At 64.3% G+C, this 24,557-nt stretch carries 18 protein-coding genes and 1 CRISPR repeat array; of the genes, 10 read left to right on the top strand and 8 right to left on the bottom strand.

Annotated features, from left to right (window positions below; genetic code table 11):
* Positions 1–69: 69 nt before the first annotated feature.
* From ACOGXD_RS09145 to ACOGXD_RS09110, 8 genes are all read left to right on the top strand, one after another.
* Entirely contained in the window at positions 70–912 is an 843-nt protein-coding gene (locus tag ACOGXD_RS09145) for a nitrilase-related carbon-nitrogen hydrolase (protein WP_419914383.1), read from the top strand.
* A gap of 58 nt (positions 913–970) precedes the next feature.
* Positions 971–2,380 (top strand): dihydropyrimidinase, encoded by a 1,410-nt coding sequence (gene hydA / locus ACOGXD_RS09140; RefSeq protein WP_419914381.1) that lies wholly within the window; start codon positions 971–973, stop codon positions 2,378–2,380.
* Positions 2,381–2,446: 66 nt separating this feature from the next.
* On the top strand, positions 2,447–3,448 hold the full coding sequence (locus ACOGXD_RS09135; RefSeq protein WP_419914379.1) for a TIGR03842 family LLM class F420-dependent oxidoreductase: 1,002 nt from the start codon (positions 2,447–2,449) through the stop codon (positions 3,446–3,448).
* A gap of 43 nt (positions 3,449–3,491) precedes the next feature.
* A complete protein-coding gene (locus tag ACOGXD_RS09130) occupies positions 3,492–4,487 on the top strand; it encodes an ABC transporter permease (protein ID WP_419914377.1) in 996 nt (331 codons plus the stop codon).
* Complete coding sequence (locus ACOGXD_RS09125; protein WP_419914375.1) at positions 4,484–5,272, top strand: ABC transporter ATP-binding protein; 789 nt, start codon at positions 4,484–4,486, stop codon at positions 5,270–5,272. The genes ACOGXD_RS09130 and ACOGXD_RS09125 overlap by 4 nt, the downstream gene beginning before the upstream one ends.
* Complete coding sequence (locus ACOGXD_RS09120; RefSeq protein WP_419914373.1) at positions 5,269–6,051, top strand: ABC transporter permease; 783 nt, start codon at positions 5,269–5,271, stop codon at positions 6,049–6,051. The genes ACOGXD_RS09125 and ACOGXD_RS09120 overlap by 4 nt, the downstream gene beginning before the upstream one ends.
* Before the next feature lie 52 nt (positions 6,052–6,103).
* A complete protein-coding gene (locus ACOGXD_RS09115) occupies positions 6,104–7,228 on the top strand; it encodes an ABC transporter substrate-binding protein (protein ID WP_419914371.1) in 1,125 nt (374 codons plus the stop codon).
* 230 nt (positions 7,229–7,458) lie between these two features.
* The gene (locus tag ACOGXD_RS09110; RefSeq protein WP_419914369.1) at positions 7,459–8,454 is read left to right on the top strand and encodes a molybdopterin-dependent oxidoreductase; all 996 of its coding nucleotides are present in this window, start codon (positions 7,459–7,461) and stop codon (positions 8,452–8,454) included.
* Positions 8,455–8,821: 367 nt separating this feature from the next.
* Positions 8,822–11,345: a CRISPR direct-repeat array (repeat unit 36 nt; unit sequence TCTTCAATGAAGGGCCGGAGATATCTCCGGCCAAAG).
* A gap of 170 nt (positions 11,346–11,515) precedes the next feature.
* Here the strand turns inward: ACOGXD_RS09110 and cas2 are convergent.
* Genes cas2 through ACOGXD_RS09075 form a run of 7 tightly spaced genes read right to left on the bottom strand, consistent with a single transcriptional unit; the run spans position 11,516 to position 20,829 of the window.
* The gene (cas2, locus tag ACOGXD_RS09105; protein WP_419914367.1) at positions 11,516–11,812 is read right to left on the bottom strand and encodes a CRISPR-associated endonuclease Cas2; all 297 of its coding nucleotides are present in this window, start codon (positions 11,810–11,812) and stop codon (positions 11,516–11,518) included.
* Between the two features lie 4 nt (positions 11,813–11,816).
* Positions 11,817–13,457 (bottom strand): CRISPR-associated endonuclease Cas1, encoded by a 1,641-nt coding sequence (gene cas1 / locus ACOGXD_RS09100; protein WP_419914365.1) that lies wholly within the window; start codon positions 13,455–13,457, stop codon positions 11,817–11,819.
* A gap of 10 nt (positions 13,458–13,467) precedes the next feature.
* The gene (gene csb2, locus ACOGXD_RS09095) at positions 13,468–14,865 is read right to left on the bottom strand and encodes a type I-U CRISPR-associated protein Csb2 (RefSeq protein WP_419917382.1); all 1,398 of its coding nucleotides are present in this window, start codon (positions 14,863–14,865) and stop codon (positions 13,468–13,470) included.
* A complete protein-coding gene (cas7u, locus tag ACOGXD_RS09090; protein WP_419914363.1) occupies positions 14,862–15,815 on the bottom strand; it encodes a type I-U CRISPR-associated RAMP protein Csb1/Cas7u in 954 nt (317 codons plus the stop codon). Before cas7u ends, csb2 begins: the two co-directional genes overlap by 4 nt.
* Position 15,816: 1 nt before the next feature.
* Complete coding sequence (gene csx17, locus ACOGXD_RS09085) at positions 15,817–18,144, bottom strand: type I-U CRISPR-associated protein Csx17 (RefSeq protein ID WP_419914361.1); 2,328 nt, start codon at positions 18,142–18,144, stop codon at positions 15,817–15,819.
* Positions 18,141–20,528 (bottom strand): CRISPR-associated endonuclease Cas3'', encoded by a 2,388-nt coding sequence (locus tag ACOGXD_RS09080; protein WP_419914359.1) that lies wholly within the window; start codon positions 20,526–20,528, stop codon positions 18,141–18,143. Before ACOGXD_RS09080 ends, csx17 begins: the two co-directional genes overlap by 4 nt.
* Entirely contained in the window at positions 20,518–20,829 is a 312-nt protein-coding gene (locus ACOGXD_RS09075; RefSeq protein WP_419914357.1) for a hypothetical protein, read from the bottom strand. Before ACOGXD_RS09075 ends, ACOGXD_RS09080 begins: the two co-directional genes overlap by 11 nt.
* 191 nt (positions 20,830–21,020) lie before the next feature.
* Between ACOGXD_RS09075 and ACOGXD_RS09070 the strand changes: the two genes are divergently transcribed.
* A complete protein-coding gene (locus ACOGXD_RS09070) occupies positions 21,021–22,238 on the top strand; it encodes an HNH endonuclease (protein ID WP_419914355.1) in 1,218 nt (405 codons plus the stop codon).
* A gap of 300 nt (positions 22,239–22,538) precedes the next feature.
* On the opposite strand, the gene ACOGXD_RS09065 is transcribed toward ACOGXD_RS09070, so the two are convergent.
* Positions 22,539–23,777 (bottom strand): cytochrome P450, encoded by a 1,239-nt coding sequence (locus ACOGXD_RS09065; protein WP_419914353.1) that lies wholly within the window; start codon positions 23,775–23,777, stop codon positions 22,539–22,541.
* Between the two features lie 143 nt (positions 23,778–23,920).
* Here ACOGXD_RS09065 and ACOGXD_RS09060 point away from each other — a divergent pair, with 143 nt between their 5' ends.
* Positions 23,921–24,499 (top strand): carboxymuconolactone decarboxylase family protein, encoded by a 579-nt coding sequence (locus ACOGXD_RS09060; RefSeq protein ID WP_419914351.1) that lies wholly within the window; start codon positions 23,921–23,923, stop codon positions 24,497–24,499.
* Positions 24,500–24,557: the final 58 nt, after the last annotated feature.

The following is a 24,557-nucleotide window of genomic DNA, read 5'->3' as shown; positions in this document are numbered from 1 at the left end:
CTGATCTAGACTCGTTTTTTTCCTCCAGCCACGCACCAAGGACTCCCAACGGAGCGAGGAGGGCACAACATGGCACGCAAGGTGACGGCGGCAATCGTGCAGACCGCCTGGACCGGCGACAAGGAGTCGATGATCGAGCTCCACGAGAAGTACGTGGCCGAGGCGGCCGCGGCCGGTGCCCGGGTGATGTGCTTTCAGGAGCTGTTCTACGGGCCCTACTTCTGCCAGGTACAAGACGCCGAGTACTACTCCTACGCAGAAGCGATCCCCGACGGCCCGACCACCAAGCGCTTCTGCGAGCTCGCCGAACAGCACGAGATGGTGCTCGTGGTGCCCATGTACGAGCGGGAGCAGGCCGGCCTCCTCTACAACACCGCAGCCGTCATCGACGCCGACGGGACCTATCTCGGCAAGTACCGCAAGAACCACATCCCGCAGGTCAAGGGGTTCTGGGAGAAGTTCTACTTCCGGCCGGGCAATCTCGGCTATCCCGTCTTCGAGACCGCCGTGGGGACGGTCGGCGTCTACATCTGCTACGACCGTCACTTCCCCGAGGGCTGGCGCGCGCTCGGACTGGCCGGCGCGGAGATCGTGTTCAACCCCTCAGCCACGAGCCGAGGGCTGTCCGCATATCTGTGGCAACTCGAACAGACATCTTCCGCGGCGGCGAACATGTACTTCGTCGGGGCCATCAACCGGGTCGGCGTCGAACCGCTGGGCGACAACGACTTCTACGGCACGTCGTACTTCGCCAACCCCCGGGGGCAGATCGTTGACGGCGCCGCATCGGACCACGCCGAGGAGTTGGTCGTGCGTGAGCTGGACCTCGAGATGCTCGATGAGGTCCGCAACCAGTGGGCCTTCTACCGAGACCGCCGGCCCGAGTCGTACGAATCGCTCGTAGCGCCCTGAGGCGACGGGCCGAGACTGGCTGGGGCTTCACAGATCGCGACCTAGGGGGAACACCAAGATGACGACGCTGATCAAGGGGGGCACCGTTGTCAGCTCGACCGGGGCGGATCCGGCCGAGGTGCTGATCGACGGTGAGCAGATCGCAGCGGTGCTGCAACCCGGCAGCGATATCGCCGTCGCCGCCGAGCAGAGCGCTGAAGTCATCGATGCTTCCGGACGGCTCGTCGTGCCTGGCGGCGTGGACGTGCATACGCACATGGAGCTGCCCTTCGGCGGCACTTATGCCTCGGACACGTTCGAGACGGGAACGAGAGCCGCAGCGTGGGGCGGCACCACCACGATCGTGGATTTCGCCGTGCAGCGCTACGGCGAGAACGTGCGCGAGTGCCTCGATGAATGGATGGCCAAAGCCGAGGGCAACTGCGCGATCGACTTCGGCTTCCACATGATCGTCGGCGGCGTCGACAACGACTCGCTGAAGGAGTTGGACCTGCTGGTCAATGAGGGCATCACCAGCTTCAAGCTGTTCATGGCGTACCCGGGCGTTTTCTACTCCGATGACGGGCAGATCCTGCGAGCAATGCAACAAGCGGCCGGCAACGGCGGGCTGATCATGATGCACGCCGAGAATGGCCTGGCCATCGATGTGCTGGCCGACCAGGCGTTCGAGCGTGGCGAGACCTCGCCGGTCACCCATGGCTACGTGCGCCGCCCCGAGCTCGAATCCGAAGCCACTCACCGTGCGATCCAGCTGGCCAAGGTGGGCGCGGCTCCGCTGTACATCGTGCACCTCTCGGCCGCTGAGGCCCTCGAGCAAGTGGCGCTGGCACGCAACGCAGGCATGAACGTGTTCGCGGAGACCTGCCCGCAGTACCTGCACTTCAGTCTGGAGGACCACCTCGACCGGCCCGGTTTCGGGGGGGCCGCCTACGTGTGCTCGACGCCGCTTCGCTCCCGTGCAGACGGCCACCAGGACACCCTGTGGAAGGGGCTGCGGACCAACGATCTGGCCGTCGTGTCGACCGACCATTGCCCGTTCTGCATGAAGGAGCAGAAGGAGCTCGGGCTCAACGACTTCCGGGCCATCCCCAATGGCATCGGCGGCGTCGAACACCGCATGGACATGATCTACCAGGGCGTGGTGACCGGTGAGATCGGCCTTCCTCGCTGGATTGAGCTGTGCGCCACGACCCCTGCTCGCATGATGGGCATGTACCCGCGCAAGGGGATCATCGCCGCAGGTTCCGATGCCGACGTCGTCATCTACGACCCCAACAAGCAGTGGACGATCAGCGTCGACAACCACCACATGAACATCGACCACTCGGCCTATGAAGGGGTCGAGGTGACAGGACATGTCGACACGGTGTTCTCTCGGGGTCGCAAGATCATCGACGACAACCAGTACCTGGGCCGTGCCGGCGACGGCCAGTACCTGCGCCGGGGTCTCTGCCAGTACCTGCAGTAGGGGGCATCACCATGGCCCGACGCAACGGAGCGTTCGGGCAGCGGAACGGATCGGGGGACTGAGAACATGGATTTTGGCGTTGTTCTTCAGACCGATCCGCCCGCGTGGCGAGTGGTGGATCTCGCCCAGCGAGCCGAGACGCTGGGGTTCGACTACGGGTGGACCTTCGACAGCCACGTGCTGTGGCAAGAGCCCTACGTGATCTACAGCCAGATGCTGTCGGCCACGAACCGAATGATTGTCGGCCCGATGGTCACCAATCCGGGAACCCGGAACTGGACGGTCACGGCATCGCTGTTCGCGACGCTCAACGACATGTTCGGCAACCGGACGGTGTGCGGCATCGGCCGGGGCGACTCGGCTATGCGAGTGCTGGGACACCGTCCCACCAGCCTGGCCACGCTGTCGGAGTCGATGACGGTCATCAAGGGGTTGGCCGAAGGATGCGAGGTGACCTACAACGGCACCCGCCAGCAGATCCCGTGGTCGTCGGGCAGCCGGCTCGACATCTGGATGGCCGCGTACGGACCGAAGGCGCTGCAACTCTGCGGCGAGCAGGCCGACGGGTTCATCCTGCAGCTTGCCGATCCCCAGATCACCGAGTGGACCGTCGCCGCCGTCCGCCGGGCTGCGGCCGACGCCGGACGGAACCCCGACGACCTGTACATCTGTGTGGCGGCGCCCGCCTATGTCGGTGACAACCTTGCCCACCAACGCGACCAGTGCCGGTGGTTCGGCGGCATGGTCGGCAATCACGTGGCCGATCTCGTCGAGCGGTACGGCGACACCGGGGGCGCGGTGCCCCAAGCCCTCACCGACTACATCGCTGGGCGCGAGGGCTACGACTACGCCGAGCATGGAAAGGCAGGCAACGTCCACACCGACTTCGTGCCCGATGAGGTGATCGACCGGTTCTGCATACTCGGCGACGCCAGCAACCATGTCTCGCGCCTGCGCGAGCTGCGAGATCTCGGCGTGGACCAGTTCGCCATCTACCTGATGCACGATGCCAAGGACGAGACCCTGAACGCCTACGGCCAGCGGATCATTCCGGCGCTCGCGACCTGACTGGCGAGCCGTGCAAGCAGAGACCGCTCCACCATCGCATTCATTGGCGCCTTCCCCGGCGCATTCCCCGGGAGCCGGCCCGCCAGAGAGCGACGACCCGATCGTCCGCGACCAGTTCATTCGCTTGCAAGCTGCGCGCGAGCGTCGCCGAGCACGCACCCGCCGCATCATTCGCCAAGTCGTCGTATTGGCCGCTTTCGTGTGCCTGCTGGGCCTGGCGTACACCGCCTACAAGGCATTCGGCACCGCCATCGACGACGCCCAGTCCGGATGGCTGCTGATCGGGTCGTTCCTGCCGGAGACCACCGACCTCAAGATGCCGCCGGTGCTCGACATACTCGCGGGGATCTTCGAGGAGCCGCGAGGCACCGGCGACGCCTTCTGGACGATCATCGCCGGCGAAGCAGCGTTCACGCTGCGCGAAGCGGCGGTCGGTTTCGCAATCGGGGTCGTGGTGGGTCTGGGCATCGCCATCGCGCTCACCACCTCAGGGCGCTTGGAGCGAGCGCTGGTGCCCCACGTCATCGCCAGCCAAACGATCCCGCTGATCGCGATCGCTCCCATCATCGTGATCTGGGGACGCAAGAGCTTCGATTTCCTGCCATTCGAATGGCAGGACTGGATGTCGGTGTCGATCATCGCCACGTACTTGACGTTCTTCCCGGTGACGATCAACGGCCTGCGGGGCCTGCAGTCGCCCCGACCCGAGAATCTCGAGTTGATGGATTCCTACGCCGCGCCTTGGGGACAGACCCTGTGGCGGCTGCGCCTGCCGGCATCGCTGCCATACCTGTTTGCCGCGTTCAAGATCGCGGCGACCGCAAGCGTGGTAGGTGCCATCGTCGGCGAGATCTCCGCTGGCGTGAAGGGCGGGCTCGGCCGCCGGGTGCTGCTCGAAGCCCAGCGCTACACGACAGGACCCGAGCGCCTCTATGTCGCTGTGCTCGGCGCGGCCGCATTGGGGATCTTCGTGTTCGTGGTGATCTCGACGGTGGAGTACGCGCTGGTGGGACGCAAGGGCCGTGAGGCTGTGACATGAACATCGCGCCCGATGTCGCAGCCGTCGAATTGGACGGCGTGGGCAAGGTGTTCAACCCGGGTCGGTCCAACGAGGTGAATGCACTGACCGGCATCGATCTGCGCATCGCCTCGGGAGAGTTCGTCACGTTGATCGGCCCGTCGGGTTGCGGCAAGAGCACCTTGCTGCGGCTGATCGCTGCGCTGACCGACGTGACCGACGGCTCTGTCAGCGTCAACGGCAAGACGGCAGACCGGGCCCGGCTCGACCGCGACTACTCGATGGTGTTCCAGCGGGCCGGACTGTTCGACTGGCGCAACGTGTCGCGCAACATCGAGCTGCCGCTCGAGCTGATGGGCTGGAAAGCGGCCGACCGGCGGCAGCGATCGGCCGAGATGCTCGACCTGGTGAAGCTGAGCGAATTCGCTCGGCACCATCCCGCGGAGCTGTCGGGTGGCATGCAGCAGCGCGTCGCCATCGCCAGAGCGATGTCGTTCGACCCAAAGCTGCTGCTGATGGACGAACCGTTCGGCGCACTCGACGAAATGACCCGCGAGCACATGCAGAACGAGTTGCTGCGGATCTGGACTGAGACGCAGACCACGGTGATCTTCGTGACGCATTCCATCAGCGAGGCGGTGTTCCTGTCCACGAGGGTCGTGGTGATGTCGCCCCGACCGGGCAGGATCTCGGCGATCATCGACACCGACCTGGGCGAGCGCAGCGAGGCCACCCGCGACCATCCGGAGTACTTCGCCAACGTGACCGCAGTGCGTAACGCGCTGCGAGGAGACCACGCCTCGTGACCGCCGCGAAGGCTGTGCTGCGCGCATGGCTGCCCCCGGTGGTGGCAGCGGCGATCATGTTCGGCTGTTGGGAAGCCCTGCTGGCCGTGCTGAATCCCGACGGCTTCGTGCTGCCGCCGCCCTCGCGCATCGTCAGCGCCCTGTTCGGCGACTTCGACACGATCTCGACTGCGACGGGCATCACGGGATTCATCATCGTCACCGGCTTGATCGCCGGCGTGGTGGTAGGTGCATTGGCGGCAGTGCTCGTGACCGCGTTCCGATCGGCGCACGAGACGTTGACACCGCTGGCCGTGGCGATCAATGCGGTGCCGATCATCGCCCTGGCGCCCATCTTCAACGCCTGGTTCGGGATCCTGTCGCCCCGATCCAACCAAGCCGTCGTGGTGGTGCTGGTTTTCTTCCCGGTCTTCATCAACACGACCAGAGGGCTGGGGCAGGTCGAGCCCAGCCAGATCGAGCTCATGGAGTCCTACGGCGCCGGCAAGTGGCGGATCATGCGCGAGGTGCGCATTCCGAACGCGATGCCGTACTTCTTCACGGCGCTCAAGCTGGCGACCTCGCTGGCGGTGATCGCCGCCATCGTGGCCGAGTACTTCGGCGGCCGCCAGGACGCTTTGGGCAACATCATCACCAACTCGGCCGGCCTGACCCGCTACGACGACGCCTGGGCGGCCGTTCTGGCCGGCTCGCTGGTGGGCATCGGCCTCTACGCGATCGCTGTCGTGCTCGAACGGCTCGTCATGCCGTGGTACTTCGCAGCAAGGAGGGCGACATGACCTTGACCTTGGGCGTGAGCGCCCATTGGGTATCCCAACACGGGGGGAAAATATGAAGGTAAGAAAAACACTGATCCGGACGCTGGCGCCGCTGCTGGCGCTCGGCTTGCTAGCCGCGGCGTGCACCGGCGGCGACGACGCAGATGAGCCCGAATTCGAGCCCATCTCCGAGGTGTCGCTGCAGTTGCAGTGGTTCACGCAGGCACAGTTCGCCGGCTACTACGCGGCGCAGGCGCTCGGCTTCTACGAAGACGTCGGGCTCGACGTGACCATCCTCGAGGGCGGCGTCGACATCGTGCCGGCCTCGGTGCTCGACTCGGGTGCCGCGGAATTCGCAGTTTCGTGGGTGCCGAGGGGCCTTGTGCCACGAGAAGAGGGCGCCAACATCACCAACATTGCTCAGGTGTTCCAGCGAAGCGCCACCTTGCAGGTGTCCTTCGTGGACTCCGGCATCAACTCGGTGGCCGACCTCGAAGGCCGCACCGTGGGCAACTGGGGATTCGGCAACGAATTCGAGCTGCTGGCCGGGCTGCGTCGCAGCGGGCTGGATCCGGACTCCGACATCCAGCTGGTGCAGCAGAACTTCGACATGCTGGCGCTGATCTCCGGAGAGATCGATGCGGCGCAGGCGATGATCTACAACGAGTACGCGCAAGTGCTCGAGACGGTCAACCCTGCCACCGGTGAGCTCTACCAGCCGTCCGATCTCAACATCATCGACTGGAACGACGAGGGCACGGCGATGCTCCAGGACGCCCTGTGGGCTGATGCCGACCGCCTCGATGACGATCCTGCGTACTACGACGCGGCGGTCCGGTTCGTGGAGGCGTCGCTGCGCGGCTGGATCCACTGCCGGGACAACACCGAAGAGTGCGTGCAGATCGTGCTCGACAATGTCCCGACGCTGGGCCAGTCGCACCAGACGTGGCAGATGAACGAGATCAGCGCGCTGATCTGGCCGTCGCCGTTGGGTGCGGGCATCATGGATGCCGACCTGTGGGCACAGACGGTTGATGTGGCCACCAGCGAGGGCATCCTGGCCGCTGAGCCCGATGAGGGTGCCTACCGCACCGACATCGCCGAGGCGGCGGTCGCGAATCTGCGGGACGCCGGCGTCGATGTCGTGGGCGATGACTGGGAGCGGATCCCGGTCGTGCTGCTTGAGGGCGGCGAGTAGCCGCTCGCACGCCCACCAGACCGATTCGGGGTGGCGGCGGGCTCGCTGCCGCCACCCCGGTCGGCTAGCTCCAGCGCCGGACCGGTGCGAGCCACATGATGGATGCACTCGTCGCCGGGATCATCGAGCGCGCTGCGGGCGGGCCGCAATGGCCTCGCCGACAGACATGATGGAGCGATGAGTTCGCCGAGACCTCCGAGGGCGCGGTGGCCGACTCAGATCGACATGACGTGAGACGCGGCCCGTGGCTCACCGCCCGGCAGGTCGATGTGCTCCTGGCTGCTGCGGCGATCGTCGCGGTCGGGACGGGTCTGGCGTCGTGGGCCGTGGGTTCGGGCTGGTCACGCTGGTTGACCGTCACCCACGCCGTCGCCGGCTTGAGCCTGCTGGCGATGGCCCCGGCGAAGCTCCGGGGCTCGGTGCGCACCGGGCTGAAGCGCCGTCGAGCCACCCGGTGGCTGTCGATGCTGCTCGGCGCTCTCGTTGTCGCGACCGTCGGGCTCGGGGTGCTGCACGCCACTGGACTCTGGCACGGCGTGGGCTACTGGTCGGCGCTGTGGACCCATGTCCTGCTAGTCGCGCTCGTGGCCCCGCTGCTGGTGTGGCACATCGTCAGCCGGCCGGGCCGTCCCGGCATCGCCGACCTCAACCGCCGGGCATTCGTCGGCGGGGGCATCGCATTGGCGGCCGCGGGAGCTGCGTACTGGATCCAGCAACTGGTGGTGGGCGACAACCGGCGATTCACCGGTTCGCACGAGATCGGCTCGTTCAACCCCGCCGAGATGCCGACAACGATGTGGCTCAACGACCGGTCGCCCCGGGTAGCCGCTTCAGACTGGGAGCTCACCGTCGCAGGCGAGCCAGTGCCGCTGCAGACCCTCCACGACCGAGCCGCGCCGCTGACCGCCGACCTCGACTGCACTGGGGGATGGTGGAGCCGTCAGTCGTGGGACGCAGTGCCGCTGGCTGAGCTGCTGGGAGACACCGACGCGCCAACGCTGGAAATCACATCGCTGACCGGCTACAGCCGCCTCTTCCCCGCTCGAGACGCGGCCAACCTGTACCTAGCGGTCGGCTACGGCGGTGAGCCCCTGCGCCGGGGCCACGGCGCCCCGGTGCGGCTGGTGGCCCCTGGCAGGCGCGGCTTCTGGTGGGTCAAATGGGTGACCCGCGTCGACGCCGTCAGTCGCCCGTGGTGGCTCCAGCTCCCCTTCCCCGCCGAATAGCCGCCGAGACGCTTGCTGCCGCTGTCGCGGCGTGTCAAGCGGACCCAGATGCCAAGACGAGGACTCGCTTCAATGAAGGACCGGTCCTCAATAGACCGGCCAAACCTGGACGCAACGATCCACTGCCATGACCCGCTCGGCACGCTTCAATGAAGGGCCGACCAACTGATCGGCCGAACCAAGCCCGCTACGACGGCGCCAACTGAAATTTCCTGCTGCTTCAATGAGGGGCCGATCACTCGATCGGCCGAACCTTGACCGGTGAGCCTGAGCCGGTGCCGATGGTGGCCTTGCTTCAATGAAGGGCCGACCAACTGATCGGCCAGACGAGTTCGGTGCGCGAGATGGTGCGCCGCCGCCGCATCGTACTTCAATGAAGGGCCGAAGATATCTCCGGCCAAAGGCCCCGGTCTTGTGGCTGAGCCGTTCGTGGACTTCCCGCTTCAATGAAGGGCCGGAGATATCTCCGGCCAAAGGGCTTCAGGTTCGCTTCCGTATCGGTTGCCCAACTCATGCTTCAATGAAGGGCCGGAGATATCTCCGGCCAAAGGCGGCGCGTCGTCGTGTGCAGTCCCAGCAGAGACATCGCTTCAATGAAGGGCCGGAGATATCTCCGGCCAAAGCTGACCACCAGCCTCGAAGGCATCCTGCTTGTCGCCGCTTCAATGAAGGGCCGGAGATATCTCCGGCCAAAGTCGCGGTCACACTCCGGCGAATGGCGGAATGCTTCGAACCTTCAATGAAGGGCCGGAGATATCTCCGGCCAAAGCTCCCGCCGAGTTCCAGCCGCTCGACTACGAAGTGTCGCCTTCAATGAAGGGCCGGAGATATCTCCGGCCAAAGTGGATCAACGCCGGCCCAACCTCGATCACCGTATCCACATCCTTCAATGAAGGGCCGGAGATATCTCCGGCCAAAGCTAGTTCTCGAAGGTCAAGGCGATGTCCACGAAGTCCTTCAATGAAGGGCCGGAGATATCTCCGGCCAAAGTCCGCTGCTACGAGGCGGCGCGCGAACAGGTCACACCTTCAATGAAGGGCCGGAGATATCTCCGGCCAAAGAATCTCCGGACATGGCACTCGCACGACTGCTGTTCACCTTCAATGAAGGGCCGGAGATATCTCCGGCCAAAGGTCCCCGACGATTGGCTCACATGGCTCCGCACCGCATTTCTTCAATGAAGGGCCGGAGATATCTCCGGCCAAAGTGGCGGTGTCGGTCTCGTAGCTGCGGGTGGGTGCGACGTCTTCAATGAAGGGCCGGAGATATCTCCGGCCAAAGGCCGCATCGGCATCTCCAGCGTGCAGGACCGCACAGCCTCTTCAATGAAGGGCCGGAGATATCTCCGGCCAAAGCTATGCGATTTGCATTTGCATAGGGACATTCAGCGTCTTCAATGAAGGGCCGGAGATATCTCCGGCCAAAGGCGAACAACGGCCTGCTCATGCAAACCACCGACGACGATCTTCAATGAAGGGCCGGAGATATCTCCGGCCAAAGACGTTCGTCTATGCCAGCGTGCGCTCGCTCGGCCATTCTTCAATGAAGGGCCGGAGATATCTCCGGCCAAAGAGCGCCTCGCCGTCCTGCGATCGCAGGGCTTCACCTCTTCAATGAAGGGCCGGAGATATCTCCGGCCAAAGCTACTCTGACCGCCATGGCCACCGTCGCGCAGCTCCGTCTTCAATGAAGGGCCGGAGATATCTCCGGCCAAAGGAGCGCATCGAGGCTGTAGAGAAGCTGGCACTTGCCTGTCTTCAATGAAGGGCCGGAGATATCTCCGGCCAAAGGAGTGCCTGGCACTCGCGGAAGCGGCCGAACCGGGGTCTTCAATGAAGGGCCGGAGATATCTCCGGCCAAAGCAGGGTCACCGCTGGGTTCTTCGCGCATGAGCGTGACGTTCTTCAATGAAGGGCCGGAGATATCTCCGGCCAAAGCGGCTACGACGAGCAGACGAACCGGTGGGCTGAGATTCTTCAATGAAGGGCCGGAGATATCTCCGGCCAAAGACCCCCACCGACCCCTACGCCGCCGAGCCGGACCCGGTCTTCAATGAAGGGCCGGAGATATCTCCGGCCAAAGGCGCACGCATAGGCGCTGAGCGCACCCCCCCGACATGACTTCAATGAAGGGCCGGAGATATCTCCGGCCAAAGCCCGCATCGCCGGCGGAGACGCCGCCGAGAACAGCGAACTTCAATGAAGGGCCGGAGATATCTCCGGCCAAAGGACCCCCCCGCCGCCATCATCTACAGCCCCCCGTTCGGAACTTCAATGAAGGGCCGGAGATATCTCCGGCCAAAGGATGCGTGGTGCATCCGGTCGAGCCAGTGGCTGAGCGGACTTCAATGAAGGGCCGGAGATATCTCCGGCCAAAGGCGCGAGAGTCGCTGCGAAGGACGCAACGGCTTTCACGACTTCAATGAAGGGCCGGAGATATCTCCGGCCAAAGGCAGCCCCGTGCTGACCAAGGGCGAAGGCCTGCGCCTACTTCAATGAAGGGCCGGAGATATCTCCGGCCAAAGTCCGCCCCTGACGCGACCGCTTAGCGGTACAGTCACGACTTCAATGAAGGGCCGGAGATATCTCCGGCCAAAGCCTGGTGGCCGCCACCGGCACGTTCGGCTACTTGCTACTTCAATGAAGGGCCGGAGATATCTCCGGCCAAAGCCGAGAGACCGAGAGGAGACGGCGCAGCTAAGCAGCTGACTTCAATGAAGGGCCGGAGATATCTCCGGCCAAAGGCCGCCTGGCTGACGGGCAGGTCGCCGCGTTCGATGCCGACTTCAATGAAGGGCCGGAGATATCTCCGGCCAAAGCAGTCACAGCTTGCTGCGCGGCGGCTGCCCGCAACTGACTTCAATGAAGGGCCGGAGATATCTCCGGCCAAAGCGCTCTCGAAAACTACCGGCTGTGACCAGCGGTTTTGAGTGCGGTTGCGAGCGCTCCACGTGTAGGAGTGCTCGGGAAGCATAGGAATCTGTTGTCAAGGTGCATTTCAGGCCCGTACTTCAGGGCTGCGAGCGCTGCCCGGGCATCGGGGTCTGACCGGACCGCTCGCATCAGACGATTACCGGCCCGGATCGAGGCAGTGGCGGAGCTACTCCGAGAAAATCAAAGCAGTCTCGTCCGCGTTCTGTTGGCATTCCTAAGTCGATGAACGCAACTGTATCTTCTCCATGGTGGATCACTTCGCCGAGTTCGAACTTGAGATCTATCAACTCGATGCGGTCTAGATCGCTGATAAACACGCTGTAGTGCATCGGCCAGCCGTAGGCCTTCATGGCCTTGTGGACTTTGCGCAACCGCTTCGGATCTCGGATGTCGTATGAGACCAGGTACCGACGTCGATCACTCATGGCTCTACCTAGTCATGAAGGGGACGTACTCGGGAATCTCGCCGAGCATGCTTGCTGCGAGCATCCGTGCCTGCACTTCGAGCACACGACGGTAGGTGATCTTGTAGCCATACGTCGGGTGAGTGACCTCGTGGTCGAGGCGCCGCTCGTAGGCAGCGATGACCGCTCGGCGGGCGGGCTGCTCCAGCGCCACTCCCCCGGCTCGGACGACAAATCCGTTCTCAGCCACCTCGCCGTTGTTCACGGCGTTCACGACGACTGACTCAGCGATGATGGGGCGGAACTCCTCAGCCAGATCGAGCGCTAGCGCCGGCCTCCCGAATCTCGGCCGGTGATAGACGCCCAAATAGGGGTCGAAGCCGACCGAGAACGCCACCGCGGTGAGGTCCTTGACCAACAGGGCGTACAGGAACGACAGCAGGCAATTCACGGGATCGCGGGGAGGCCGCCGGTTGCGCCCGTTGAAGTCAAAGGTGCCGAGACGATCATTCTTCAGCATCGTTGCGAAGCTGCCGAAGTACGAGCGAGCGGCGGCGCCTTCGATCCCGAGCAGCGACTCGACCGAGTCAGCCTCGGCAGCCTTCGCGGTGAGCTCCTTCAGCTGCGCGACGGCTGAGTCCACCGGTTCACGAGAGTTGCGCATCAACAGCGTTCGGGAGTTGCGGATCTTGCCGACAATCATCTGACGTGCCAACGGCAGGCCGGCCTGGGCTGCCACGGCGACCTGGCGCCGCCGCAGTTCCACGTGCTTGGACGGCAGGCCGTGGGCCATCCCTTGGAACCATCCCCCGTAGCTGAACCAGCACACCGGGATGTCCTCCCGGAACGCTGCGTGGAGCAGCTGAGTGGACACCTGCACGTTGCCGGTGAGGTTGATCTGTGAGATATCGATCAGGCGCTCGCTGCTGACCACCTCGCGGTTGACCTTCACTTCAACCCGACGCTGACTGATGCCGAGCCGGGCGCCTTGCTGGCCGACATACAGCGGCCGCGCAGCCGAATCGCGAGGCGTCAGGCGTCGAGGGGTCCCGTCAACGCGACCGGTGTGGAAATTGGTCTCGTCGGGAAGGCAGATGCCCACCAACGAGCAACGCGGACACTTCGGGCTGTCCACCAGCGGCGGCGGAGGGTCATCGGTAGCGGCTACCTGGCGCAGCCGGTCGACGGTGTCGAGCGTCCGGTGAACCAAACGATCATCGAACTCGACAGTTGTGCGTTCGCGTGACGAGGCGAAATAGAACTGGCCGTGGTCACAGTCGTAACCGTTCTCGCGCAAGATCAGCCCGATCGCGGCTAACTGCACCAGCTCGGGCTCCCACGCGGGGCCGTGCTTCGGCGGCCGGCCCCGCTTGACCTCCACTGGCACGACCTTGCCGTCGGAACCCTCGACGATGTCCGTCTTCGCAATGAGGCCCAGACGCTCGGAACTCACGAGCACAGAGCGAGCGTCGCGAACAGGATCGTCCTCCGACGACTCACCCATGCGTCCGCCGCCCTTGTCCACGTTGCGATGCACATAGCGGCCGTGCACCGTGTCAGCGTTGTCCTCGAATCTGGCCTGGACCCATTCGAGGTAGAACAGCCGCGGGCAGTACACGAACTCGTTGACCATCCGGGCCGGCACGAGCTCAGGTACGTCAGTCACGTCGAGGGATCTACTCGATCGGCTTGAAGAGGCCAAGCCCAAAGTGGCTCAAAGAGCCGAGGGCGATGGGGCCTCTGACGGCATGTGCAAATCGGATTTCGACCATGGAGGCATACCGGCTGTTCGCCAGGCGTTCCTTGGGTGGCAAGCGATACCTGCGGAATCGCCGCGCGTCCCCGTTAATCACTTCGACTGAAACGGGAGACGGGTAGTCGCGGTAGGCCGTTAGCTCGCGTTCGATCTCGGCCGCTATGTGATCGGGCCACGTGATCCTCTTGCCGGGGTGCCTTCCCGGTGCGAACGGGGTGCACGAGGCCCAGACGGACGACGGCCCGACCATTTCGGGAGCGACTTCATCTATGTTTCCGAAGCTCTGAACTGCCACCGCGATGTCCGGAAAGCCTGATACGGCGCGGCCGGCGCGGAGCCAGTCGATCTGGGCAAGCGCTGCGAACTCGTCGCCGTTCAACCGTCGAGGTGCCCACACGAGCAGCGACTCGATCGGCGACGATGGTCCCGCTCGGTCTTGATCGGGAAGAGAAATGTAATGGGCGTGCTCATGCCTGCCCAATTGCCGCTCTCCAGTCGACCGCTTGCCGCTGAGGGTCGCGGACGGGACCCCGTGCTTGCTGAGTGAAGCGCGTCGCAGCAGTTCGCCCGCAACAACCGCATCGGCGAGCGTCGGTCGAGGTCGAGGATGAACTGCGAACCGCACTGCCGCGTGTGCCGGTCGCCAGTCATCGGCGGTGGCCGGGGCCATTGCCGACTCGGTCTTCCGGTAGCGCACGAGGTGGCTTCCTGTGGGGAATAGTCGTCTGTTTCTCCGGACGATGTCTGGACTCTGCATCAGGTCACTCAACTCGAGGGGCTGCTGGGCACACAGGATCTCAGCATCGGTCGGATCGTCTTTCGCTGCTGGTCGCCAGGAGACGGGGGCGCGGTCCTCGACTTCGTGCACCAACGCCACGTTGCAGATCGACTCGGACCTGCCTAGGTAGGGAATTCCGAGTGCCATCTCGTCGAGCGCCTTCCGTGCCGAAGGCGCCACGTCGACGTCCCACTCAATGAAGATCGACGCGCTGGGGCTCATCACAGCAAACGAGTCGAATGTGAGCGTCGTAGAGCGCCTGCCAACCGAACGATGAGTGATCTGAGGCATGTAATGGCGCAGGTGAGCAGGCTTCATCGCCGGGACGTGAATCGTCGGCGCACCAGCGAGCCGGCCCAAGGCCGCTCCGACATCCTCAGCTGGGAGATTCGGACAGCGGGTCTTCCATGAGGCGACCAGCGCTCGAAGAACGCGCCATGGCGATGGGGGCCACTCGGGCAGACCCTCGTTCACATTGCGGCCCCAAGGAGTGGCGTGATACCGACCCCAAGGAAACTCCAGCCGGAGAACCGTGGTCATCTTGAGCGCCGCTTCCCATCCGACCATCGGACGATCATGGGAGGCTCAGACGAGTCGGTGAACTCGGGGATTCCCCCGCTAAGGAGGGTTCGTATCTCCGACGCCAGGGTTTCGCCGTCAGCGAGTTCGATTGTCTCGTTGTCGTGTCGCGGTTCGAACTCGCAGGCTGTGCGGAGACGCAGACCGCTGTCAAGAAGTGTGCGGACTTCCCAGCGGGCGACGGCGAGCAAGAGGTTTGTTGCCTCCGGAGAGAGGCCATATGCCTCGATCTGCCCTACGTCGATCGACACATACAGCGTGATTGAGCGGGCGGTGTACTCGGTTCGGTGGTAAGGGACGTGTCCGTACCCTTCAGTGGACCCGCTGTCCCCTTCGCCGATCTTGTGCCGAACATCATCTCGCTTCACACCTCCGGAGTAGGCCTCTTTGACATCCACAGCCTCGATGAAGCCGGTGAGTGCGCGGGCAACCTTGGGCTGGCCAGGCCATTTCGCGTCAGCAAAGAAGACACCGTGGATCAGGCACAGCGGGTCCAAGGCGAAGATGGCAGCAGCTATGCGGTTCGCCGCGAGAGGGGTGTCGTCAGCCAGCTCAAGAAGGCCGCCGAGGCTGGTGACCATGTCCTCGCCTTTGGCATTCATCGATTCCTTGACGAACGCCGAAGCCAGTCGATGCGCCTCAGTGCGGCTCGACGTCAAGTATCGGTCGTCGTCTTCGGCTACGACCTTGATCCATGGCAATCCCTTGAGCGTTGATACCGGCTCCTGGAGTGCCTCACTCCAGCCCACGGCCTCAAACCGATTCGCCATGGACTGAGCCGATTCGACGAGGATGGCGTCGACCCACTCGCTGTTGCCGACCGGCTTCTCAAACTTGGCTGCGCCCAAATCTGGGAACCCGGTGGGTTGGAACCGATCCGAGGGCACGGCCCTCAACTCGATCGCGTGCATTTCACGTTTGCTCATTGCTTGACTCCTGACTCTCTCGACTCGCAACCCAGCGAGTTCCGACTGTGCATTGGTGGTTGAGCAGAAAACGAATCTGGCGCAGATCACCGTCGACCCGGCCTAGATGCAGCAACAGCGCCGCTGCCAACCGGCCCCGCTCGACATTGGACCGTTCGAAGCTGTCGACGATGAGCCTCCAGCCGCGCCCGCGCAGCAGTCGCGCAGCAGATCGTGCTGCGGCGTGGGCATGCCCAGTGCGGACTGCTCCGACCCACTCGGGTCGCGGGTGTACCGCGATTGATCGGTTGGGTCTTGGTTCTACGTCGGTCGGCGCGACCGGCAATCGCCCTGCGAAGAAGGGGGCGAGCACTACATAGGTGGGCTCGCTCGCGGCATGGAGTCGGGCAACCGGATCATCAGCAACAGCCAGACCGTTCCCGATGACGTTGAAGGAGTCCTTCCATTCCAGCAGCAGCAGGCCGCTGAGAATCGCACCTAGGCGTTCTTCGTTGACCTGCCCATGCAGGAGACGCCCGATGTCAGCAAGGCCGACGCCAAGCCCGTAATCGAATGCGAAGGGCAGACCTGCGACTTGATCCGAAGCCTCGATTCTTGATCGCGCAGAGCACGCAAGGGCAGCCCGAGCGCCCACGACATCGTTGAGGACATCGAACAGCGGGCGATGGCCCAAGTTCGGAACTCTCGGCCCGCCCTTCGCCCAGCCCAAACCGAATCGAGTCCGGACGACCGGACGAAGAAGCGTCAGAAGGCTCCCGCCGACAGCCTCCGCGGCGGTAGGCCGCCCCGCAGACATGCGATCGCGCAGGGAAGCGAGGCCTACTGCGATCCGAAACTCCACGGAATCATCGTTGAGCGTCGGCACCCACTCTCCGGCCGAAAGCCCCGAAATCGGTTCGAGACGTCGGTCCTGCCGATACTTGGCTGACCGGGACGCGGATTGTTCCGCCTCAGCAAGCACGGCAAGCACCGTCTGGAGACGGGCAGCACCACCAAATGTCGACACCGCGAACTGCTCCCGCTCCACAGCGTTCAGCGCCGACCTGACCGCTGCAGGTGCCCTGTTGGATCGTGCCTTGCCGACCCATCCATCGAGTTGGCGCAAGAGATCGGCCTCGGGCCTCGCCCGGTCGCGAACCCTGAATCGTCCGATCGGCACAGCTAGGACGTTCTGGCCATGACGAACGCTGACGAGGTATCGGACGAATTCGTCAATCGAGCGATCAACGCCAAGCGTCGCAGTCGCTCGAACGAAGTCAAGCCCTGTTCGGGCTTGGCCGCGGCCCCATTGGGATCGCCCCTCCGACATGACGTGTCGAATCTCGCGAAACGAAAGCTCATCGCGCCATAAGGGGGCCCACAGCTCGCCTCTTGGGTCTTCGGCTGTCGACACCGAGCCATACGCCGCCGCCGTCGCTGCGACCGTGAACGGCATGCTGGCCGTGCGAGCACCGACATAGCTCTCCGCGCTGAGCCGCCGAGAGGCTGCGCTGGCGAAGACCATGGCACCTTCCATGCCGAGCACGAAGCTCAGTGGGTTGGCGAGTTCATTGCCGACACCTGTGGACGAGCTGTTGGGGCCGCCCACGCCTCCAGGATCAAACTGACCGCTGCTGTCTCTGACGAGTCCAACATCGCCATCGCGGAACAGGGCATGGCGAAGAAGGGACTGTCTGTACTCCTGTTTGCTGCTGCCTCGCGCCGGAGCACCTTCTTGCTCATCCAAGAGTCCGGAGGCATCCAGATACTTAAGGAAGGCAAACGACGCGTCCAGACTGCCCATCACACCGCCTGCACCGCCCAGAATCAGGGGAAATGCGATGGCATCGTCGAGGAGAACCACCGTTGCATCAAGCCAAGAGAGCGCATCGTCGGGGAGCCTCGCTCTGCACAGCTCGACGAACTGGGCCTTTCGGTTGCTGGGGACCTTGCCTTCCTTGAGCAACTGGTGGCTGCGGGCCACTTCCCAGATGTCGCGAGCGGCCGCGATGGCACTGCGGTATGGCTCAAGCCGATCTGAATTGCCGCGCTCGACCTTCTGCACAATCTTCTCGGAAGGCCGCTCCATGCCGTCTTGAAACCCCCCGCGGCCATTCCACGGAGCGATGAGCGGGGTGGGTCGGTAGTCCTCCGAGAAGAACTCGACCAGCTTCGCGTCGTCGAGTTCCGAGCCAGCGATGACCAAGTGATCACTATCCCATCGAGCCGAGACTTCGGGATCGAGCTGTTCTGCAACCAAACGGACGACCCCGAGGCCCGCTAGGTAGGAAAGCAGGGGCTCGGCCCTGCACCCGTGCAAATGGACCCTGTTCATGAGGCTTGACCAACGTTGCGGCTCGCCCGCCAATCCGCGCAGCGAACGACCATCTCAAGGAATGCCAAGCGGAGCGGGCCGAGGTCAGGACGGTCTCGCAAGGCGAGCGCGCGTCGCTCATACCGATCGTGCCCCGTTGGAATCCTGAGACGACTCTCTGGAATCGTCCAATCGCCAAGGTTGACCTCCGGAAGTTCTGACCCGGGCGCAATGCCAAGCGTGGTGACGGCCCGATCATCGGTGCCGAGTTCTTCGGGTGGCCGCCGGATCGACAGACGGATGCGCCCGTGGTGCGACGCGACGAGGTAGATCACTAGATCGGTTTCTCGGTGGTCACCCAATGCCGACGCACCCTCACCCATCAGGGCCAAGGCCGACGCAAGCTCGTGCCGGAAGAAGGGTGGATCGAAGCGCAACGGCCTGCGGTTGCCCGTCTTGGCAAATGGGCCGTCGGATTGAAGATCGGCTCGCTCGTCATCGCTAGCAGTTGCCAGCGCCGCCTGTTGCCACACCTCCGATGCCTTTCCGATGTCGTGTAGCCGTCCGGCGACGATTGCGGCACGCTGCATCTCGGCGGTCAGACCGACAGTTCCAAACGCCTCGAGCAGCGTCGTGCACTCACGCTCGACATCGATGAGATGTTCGGCCAGCGGATACCAAGCATCAGCGAGTGACGCTGGTTCGTCAGCCACCGCGACATCTTCGTCAGGTGACAACCCAGCACTAACCGACGCCGAGTCGGGTGGTGTGACGACGGCCACCGACTCGGTGCTTCTTGGATTCCAGCCTGTTTCCGAGTCGTATCCACCCTTGCTCGCGTCGAGCACCACCTCGATGCCGTCACGCAGGTCGCGAGCGGTGCATCGCGCCCAGGGCTGGTCGCGGTCGCGAGCCAAGTGGTCGAGGAACCATGCCGAGTTGCCCTTCCGCAACCACTGCCCGAGTTCGGCAATCGGCACACCGCAGAGTTCACCCCTACGCGGCGATGCCCCCGAAGGCTGATTGTCGGCGATTTCGCGCCATGCCACCTGCACGGTGCGATCGTCTCGGTCACGAATGAACCGGGCGACGTCGACATCGTTGCCGCTCAGATCTGGAGTGGTGTCGAACAAGTCGATCAGATCCTTGCGCCGAATTACTGGCGTGATCCGCTCGGCTGTGTGCACGTCAGCGTCTTGCAATCGGGTAGTCGACACTCGTTCCCCGGCAAGCGAGCGAAGCGCTTCGGCCGACGCGTGCACGTCGTCTTCCTCATAGGGCGGAGACTTCGGCGGCATCGCCCACAACAACTGAGCGTCGTTTCGTGCGCCGTCTCGGTTGCAGCGCCCGGCGCGCTGCACGATCGATGGCCACGGTGCAGACTCGGTGAACAGGAGCGTCGCCGAGAGATCAATGCCGGCTTCCAGAACCTGCGTGCTGACAACGATCTTTCCTGCCGGACCCGGTGGCGACAGAGCTGCAGCCGTGCGGTCTTCCCGGTCAGCGGGCCGATAACGAGAATGCAAGAGAACCAGGTCGGCATCAGGGTCGCGCTTCTTCAGCGCCTCCCAGGCATCGATCGCCCGGTTCACTGTGTTGAACACAGCCAAGGTGAGGGTGCCTGGTTGGTGGCGGTCAATCAGGTGATCTGCGAGAGTTCGCTCCGGCCATTTCGCCGGCAGGGTGATCTCTGAGACGGTCCGGAGCGCATCCAAACGGTGACTCAGGGCACCACGGCGATCATGATCATCAAGTTCGATCTTGGCCCCGATGTCAGGCCGATCTACCGTGCACAGGAGCCGCTCATCCACAGTGGCAGACATCCACGTGCTCGACGTCGGTAGAGCCGTACCGAAAGAGTCACGGAAGGATTGGAGCTGGCGGGTGTTGGGAGCGGCGACATCCATTAGCTGGATCTCGTCGAACACCCAGTGCGCTCCGTTGTTGAATCCTCCGAATGCCATCGGCCAATGCCAGCGGCAGTCGGCGTACCCGCGATTGAGGGCCCGGGACAGCAGCATGTCGATGGTCCCAACGAACACAGCGTCACGATCAGGGCTGAGCCGCCAGTCGTCATCGCTCCAGCCAGCTCCACCCTGAACCTTGTGAAGGGCGATGTCACCATCCATGCCAAGGCGCTTGAGCCACGATTCGAATCGATTGGCGGTTTGCTCAACGAGGGTTCGCATCGGCAGCGCAACGACAAGCCAGTGGGGAGTGGCAGTGCGTACATAGGCGTCCGGGTGCAGGCGTCGGCGATAGAGCCATCCCAGACCAACGGCTTCCGTCTTGCCACAACCCGTCGGAACTTGAAGCAGCTCCGGAAGGCCTTCCGCAGCTACGCGCCGCTGAAATTCATAGGGCTTGAACCCGGTCGCTTCGGCGTACAGCTCTTCAACCAACACTTGGATTAATGCCGACGCTCTCGTGGCGGTGGTCGCTGCGGCTGTGATTCCTGAGATGTTCGTCGCGCCCGTCTGTTGGCGAGGGCACGTTGTCGATCACGATGACGTCCTGCGGAACGGCGTCATCGGGCGAGGCCCAACGCCGGTCGCGCTGGTAACGGCCGCCTTCGTAGACCGCCGGCTTGACCGGTGCTCCTGCCCCAGCGACAGGCTCTAGTTCGGACTCCAACAGCAAGCCGTCATCGAACGAGTCGTCCACGCAGCCTCGGAGGCTCCGGTCCAGTTCGAGCAGTTCAGTCACGCCCGCTCCTTCGCGATATGCATCTCGTTCATTTCTCTGTGCTCCGTTCGCGAACGTAGTTTCACGGTGTGACATGAATGCGGATGGACCCCCGTCGCGGCGATCTGCTGCAGTCGTGTTGTCGTGCTGCGTGGACTTCGGATCCGGCTCAGCGACGGTACTTGTAACACCCCCTTCGTACGGTTGTTCTCATGGAAATGGGCGGCGGCGACCGGGTTGGCGGCAGCGACTCCCCTGCTGCAGAGGCCACGCATGAGGCACCGGCCGGTGTCGAGGTGAGGGCCGATGCGGTTGCGGTGTCCGAGCTGTCCGATGCTGCGTTGCATCGCAGGCTGGCCGAGATCGGCCGGGCAACGTCGGCGTTGGCGGCGCTGCGCAGCGAGACACTGCGGGAACTGACCCGCCGTACCGACGCCGCTACGGCTGAACAGACGGCCAAGGACACGCTGAGAATTCCGGGGCGGGCGGCGCGCAGCGATGTGAAGCTCAGCGTGGCGCTCGGCGACCTCGACGCGACGCGCAGCGGCCTGGAGGAAGGCACGATTCCCGACGGGCACGCTCAGCTGATCGCTCGCGCGTCGACCGAGGGGCCCATCGACGAGGCATGGCTGGCTGAGCGGGCTCAGCGTGAGGGGTATGACCAGTTCCGCCGCACGGTCGCCCGCCATCAAGCTGAGGCGAGCAGCGATGACGGTGCCTCGCTGCTGGAGCGGCAGCGTCAGGCGCGTTCGGGGAAGATCTTCACCAGCCGGCACGACGGCATGGTGGTGCTCAATGCCCAGTTCGACCCCGTCACCGGTGCCCGACTGGCGACGGTGATCGCCGCGGCAGAACGGCGCCTCTACAGCAACGAGGACCCCAAGTCACGACCGTCGCACCCCCAGCGCACTGCGGATGCGATCGCAATGCTGATCCTCGAGCCCGACACCGCACGACCCGCGGGCACCTCGCTGCTGGTGGTGGCCGACTACGACGCGGTGAACCACCAGCTCACCAACGCCCGTCTGTCGGACGGCACCCCCATCCCCATCGGCGAGATCGGCCGCATCGCTGCCGATGCACGGGTGCTGCCGGCGATCTTCAATCACGCAACCGGCGATCTGCGCATGGGTCGTAGCCGCCGCACAGCCACCGATCTGCAGCGCGCCGCGCTCGCACTCCGCGACCAGGGCTGCATCGGCTGCGATGTGTCGCCCGACTACTGCCGGGCGCACCACATCATCGAATGGCAGCACGGTGGCCGGACCGACTACGACAACCTCGTGCTGGTCTGCAACGACTGCCACCACAAGATCCACGACCACGGCCACACCGTCGAACAGGTGCCCTGCACAGGCCGCTACGAACTGCGCGCTCCTGCGCCGCCCGCAACAGGCGACAGCACGGCCCCCAGAGCACCTCCGGCTTGAACGCCGAGGCGGCCGGGCGAAGGTCTGTCCCCGCAAGAGCGCTCAGCCTTGAGCGCCGCTGTCAAGGGTCGCGAGTCTGTCCGCACCCAGAGCCTTGAATTGTGGAGTCGGAGGCCGGAAATCTGGCAAAACGGAGGCACGGGATCCAGGGAATTGGAGCCCGGGTTTCTGGGGATTTGGAGGCACGGGACCCCTGGAATTGGAGCAGTGAAGTCAACCAGTCAGCGCGGCGATAGCTGCAACCGGTACGGGCTGGCGTGTTGGTCGCTTGACGCCAGATGTCGGCGTCAAGCCGGGGAATCAGATGCCGACGCGGATTTGCAGGTTGCGGGGGCCTCGGATCTGCGAGCCGCCCCATTCGGCGCTGCGGCCGTCGGCGTCGGTGGCGAGCTCGAAGTTGGGGAAGCGAGCGAGCCATTCTTCGAGCGCGACCTTGAGCTCCATGCGGGCAAGGTTCGAGCCCAGGCAGCGGTGGATGCCGATGCCGAAGGCGACGTGCCGGTTGTGGGCGCGATCTATGAGGACCTCATCGGGACGGTCGAACATGGCGGGGTCGCGATTGCTCGCACCGAACGGCAGGTACACCTTGTCGCCCTTGGGGACCGGGCAGCCGGCGATCTCGGCGTCGTCGGTGGCGCTGATCCGTGCCATGGTCACTGGTGCGTACGCCCGCAGGAACTCCTCGATGGCCGAGTCGAGCAGTTCCGGCTCGGCCAGCAGGCGTTCGCGGTCGTCGGGATGGGTCGCCAGGTGCAGCAGGCTGGCCGAGATCGAGCTCCACGTGGTGTCGATGCCGGCCAGCAGCAGCAGGAAACCGACACCGATGATGTGGCGGTTGGTAAGCGGGTCGCCGTTCGGCAACGGCGTGTCGATCAGCTTCGAGGGAAGATCATCCGCACGTTCCTCACGGCGAGCGTCGACGAGGTCGCCGAAGTACTTCAGCACTTCACGGGTCGCAAGGGCTCGGTGGTCATGCTCCTCGGGCGTCGCCTGCAGCACGGCGACCGCCCAGCGGGTGAACATCGGCTCGTCCAATTCGGGCAGTCCCAAAATGCGGGCGATCACGCGCACCGGGATGTACTTGGAGAAGGCGTCGGCGGCATCGATCACTCCCGAACCGCCCCGGTCTGCCCCCGTCTTGGCTGCGATGGCGTCGAGGCGCTCACGGGCGATGCTGCGCGTCACCTCCACAAGCTCCTCCACTGCCTTGGGCGAGAAGAACGGCAGCAGCATCCGGCGGGCGTCGGCATGGAACGGCGGATCGGACGTGATCGGCGGGGCCGAGATGAACGACGCGCCTTCGGGCGTCTGGGCCACCGAGCTGTCGCGGGAGCTGAAGTTGTCGGTGTCGTACGCCACCGCCGCGATGTCGTCCCAGGTAGTGGGCATCCACCCGCCGCCGTTCCGCTCACTGTGCGCGACGGGGCACTCGGTGCGCAGTTCGTCCCAGACCCGCGATGGGTCCGCGATGTACTCGTCGCTGAAGATGTCGAAGTCGCGCTCGACATCGCCGTGATCAACAGCGGTCGTCGTGCTCACGGCAGCCTCCTCACCCGAGGTTCGGCAGTCCCGGACGCTGCCAGCGTAGGTCGGACGCTCGGCGGGGGACCCGTGTTCGGCTTCAGTAATAGTATGAACTACCGACATGTACGGGTGAATGGAGCGAGCCCTACTCTCGGAGCATGCACTTCACCCGACCGTCTGATCCGCGGCTGGAGCCCCTGGAGTGGGCAGCCGAGCTCGCACGCGAAGCAATGAAGACGTCGCCCGCGAACGTGGTGAACATGCGGGCGACGATGGCGCACAATCGCCTCGTCTCCAAGGCGATGGGCATGTTCTCCCAGACCATCCTGCTGAAGTTCGAAGACGAACTCACCCGGCGAGACGTGGAGATCGCCGTGCTGCGGACGTGCTGGAACTGCGGCTCGGCGTACACGTTCGGCCAGCACGGTCTCGTGGCGCTGGTCGACGGCGTGACCGAAGCAGAGCTCTACTACGCGACGCGCCCCATATCCCAAGGCCACTGGACGCCCGCCGAGGCCGCCATGCTCCAGCTCGTCGACGATCTGTGTGCCGACGACTGCGTGTCCGACGCGGCCTGGGCCGCAGCGTCGCAGCACTACAGCGCCGCCGACATGTGCCAGCTGCTCGCCGTGTCGGGCTGCTACCGCATGGTGTGCGGCTTCAACAACAGCGCCGGCGTGCAACTCGAAGAAGGCGTCCCTGGCTGGCCCACGCCCCCCGCAGCATCCCAGTCCTGAGTCGGCCGGCTCGCACCGCCCGAAGCTCGCCCGTTTTCCGTCGCCGCACCGCCCGAGA

Source organism: Candidatus Poriferisodalis sp. (assembly GCF_965204125.1).
In the GTDB taxonomy this organism is placed as follows: domain Bacteria; phylum Actinomycetota; class Acidimicrobiia; order Acidimicrobiales; family Poriferisodalaceae; genus Poriferisodalis.
This window is presented reverse-complemented; position numbering and strand designations above follow the sequence as displayed.

What these genes read in the sequence shown, in the direction of transcription:
- ACOGXD_RS09145 (WP_419914383.1), top strand. Translation starts at nt 70, where the DNA reads ATGGCACGCAAGGTGACGGCGGCAATCGTGCAGACCGCCTGGACCGGC.
- hydA (WP_419914381.1), top strand. Translation starts at nt 971, where the DNA reads ATGACGACGCTGATCAAGGGGGGCACCGTTGTCAGCTCGACCGGGGCG.
- ACOGXD_RS09135 (WP_419914379.1), top strand. Translation starts at nt 2,447, where the DNA reads ATGGATTTTGGCGTTGTTCTTCAGACCGATCCGCCCGCGTGGCGAGTG.
- ACOGXD_RS09125 (WP_419914375.1), top strand. Translation starts at nt 4,484, where the DNA reads ATGAACATCGCGCCCGATGTCGCAGCCGTCGAATTGGACGGCGTGGGC.
- ACOGXD_RS09115 (WP_419914371.1), top strand. Translation starts at nt 6,104, where the DNA reads ATGAAGGTAAGAAAAACACTGATCCGGACGCTGGCGCCGCTGCTGGCG.
- cas2 (WP_419914367.1), bottom strand. Translation starts at nt 11,812, where the DNA reads ATGAGTGATCGACGTCGGTACCTGGTCTCATACGACATCCGAGATCCG.
- csb2 (WP_419917382.1), bottom strand. Translation starts at nt 14,865, where the DNA reads ATGACCACGGTTCTCCGGCTGGAGTTTCCTTGGGGTCGGTATCACGCC.
- cas7u (WP_419914363.1), bottom strand. Translation starts at nt 15,815, where the DNA reads ATGCACGCGATCGAGTTGAGGGCCGTGCCCTCGGATCGGTTCCAACCC.
- csx17 (WP_419914361.1), bottom strand. Translation starts at nt 18,144, where the DNA reads ATGAACAGGGTCCATTTGCACGGGTGCAGGGCCGAGCCCCTGCTTTCC.
- ACOGXD_RS09070 (WP_419914355.1), top strand. Translation starts at nt 21,021, where the DNA reads ATGGAAATGGGCGGCGGCGACCGGGTTGGCGGCAGCGACTCCCCTGCT.
- ACOGXD_RS09060 (WP_419914351.1), top strand. Translation starts at nt 23,921, where the DNA reads ATGCACTTCACCCGACCGTCTGATCCGCGGCTGGAGCCCCTGGAGTGG.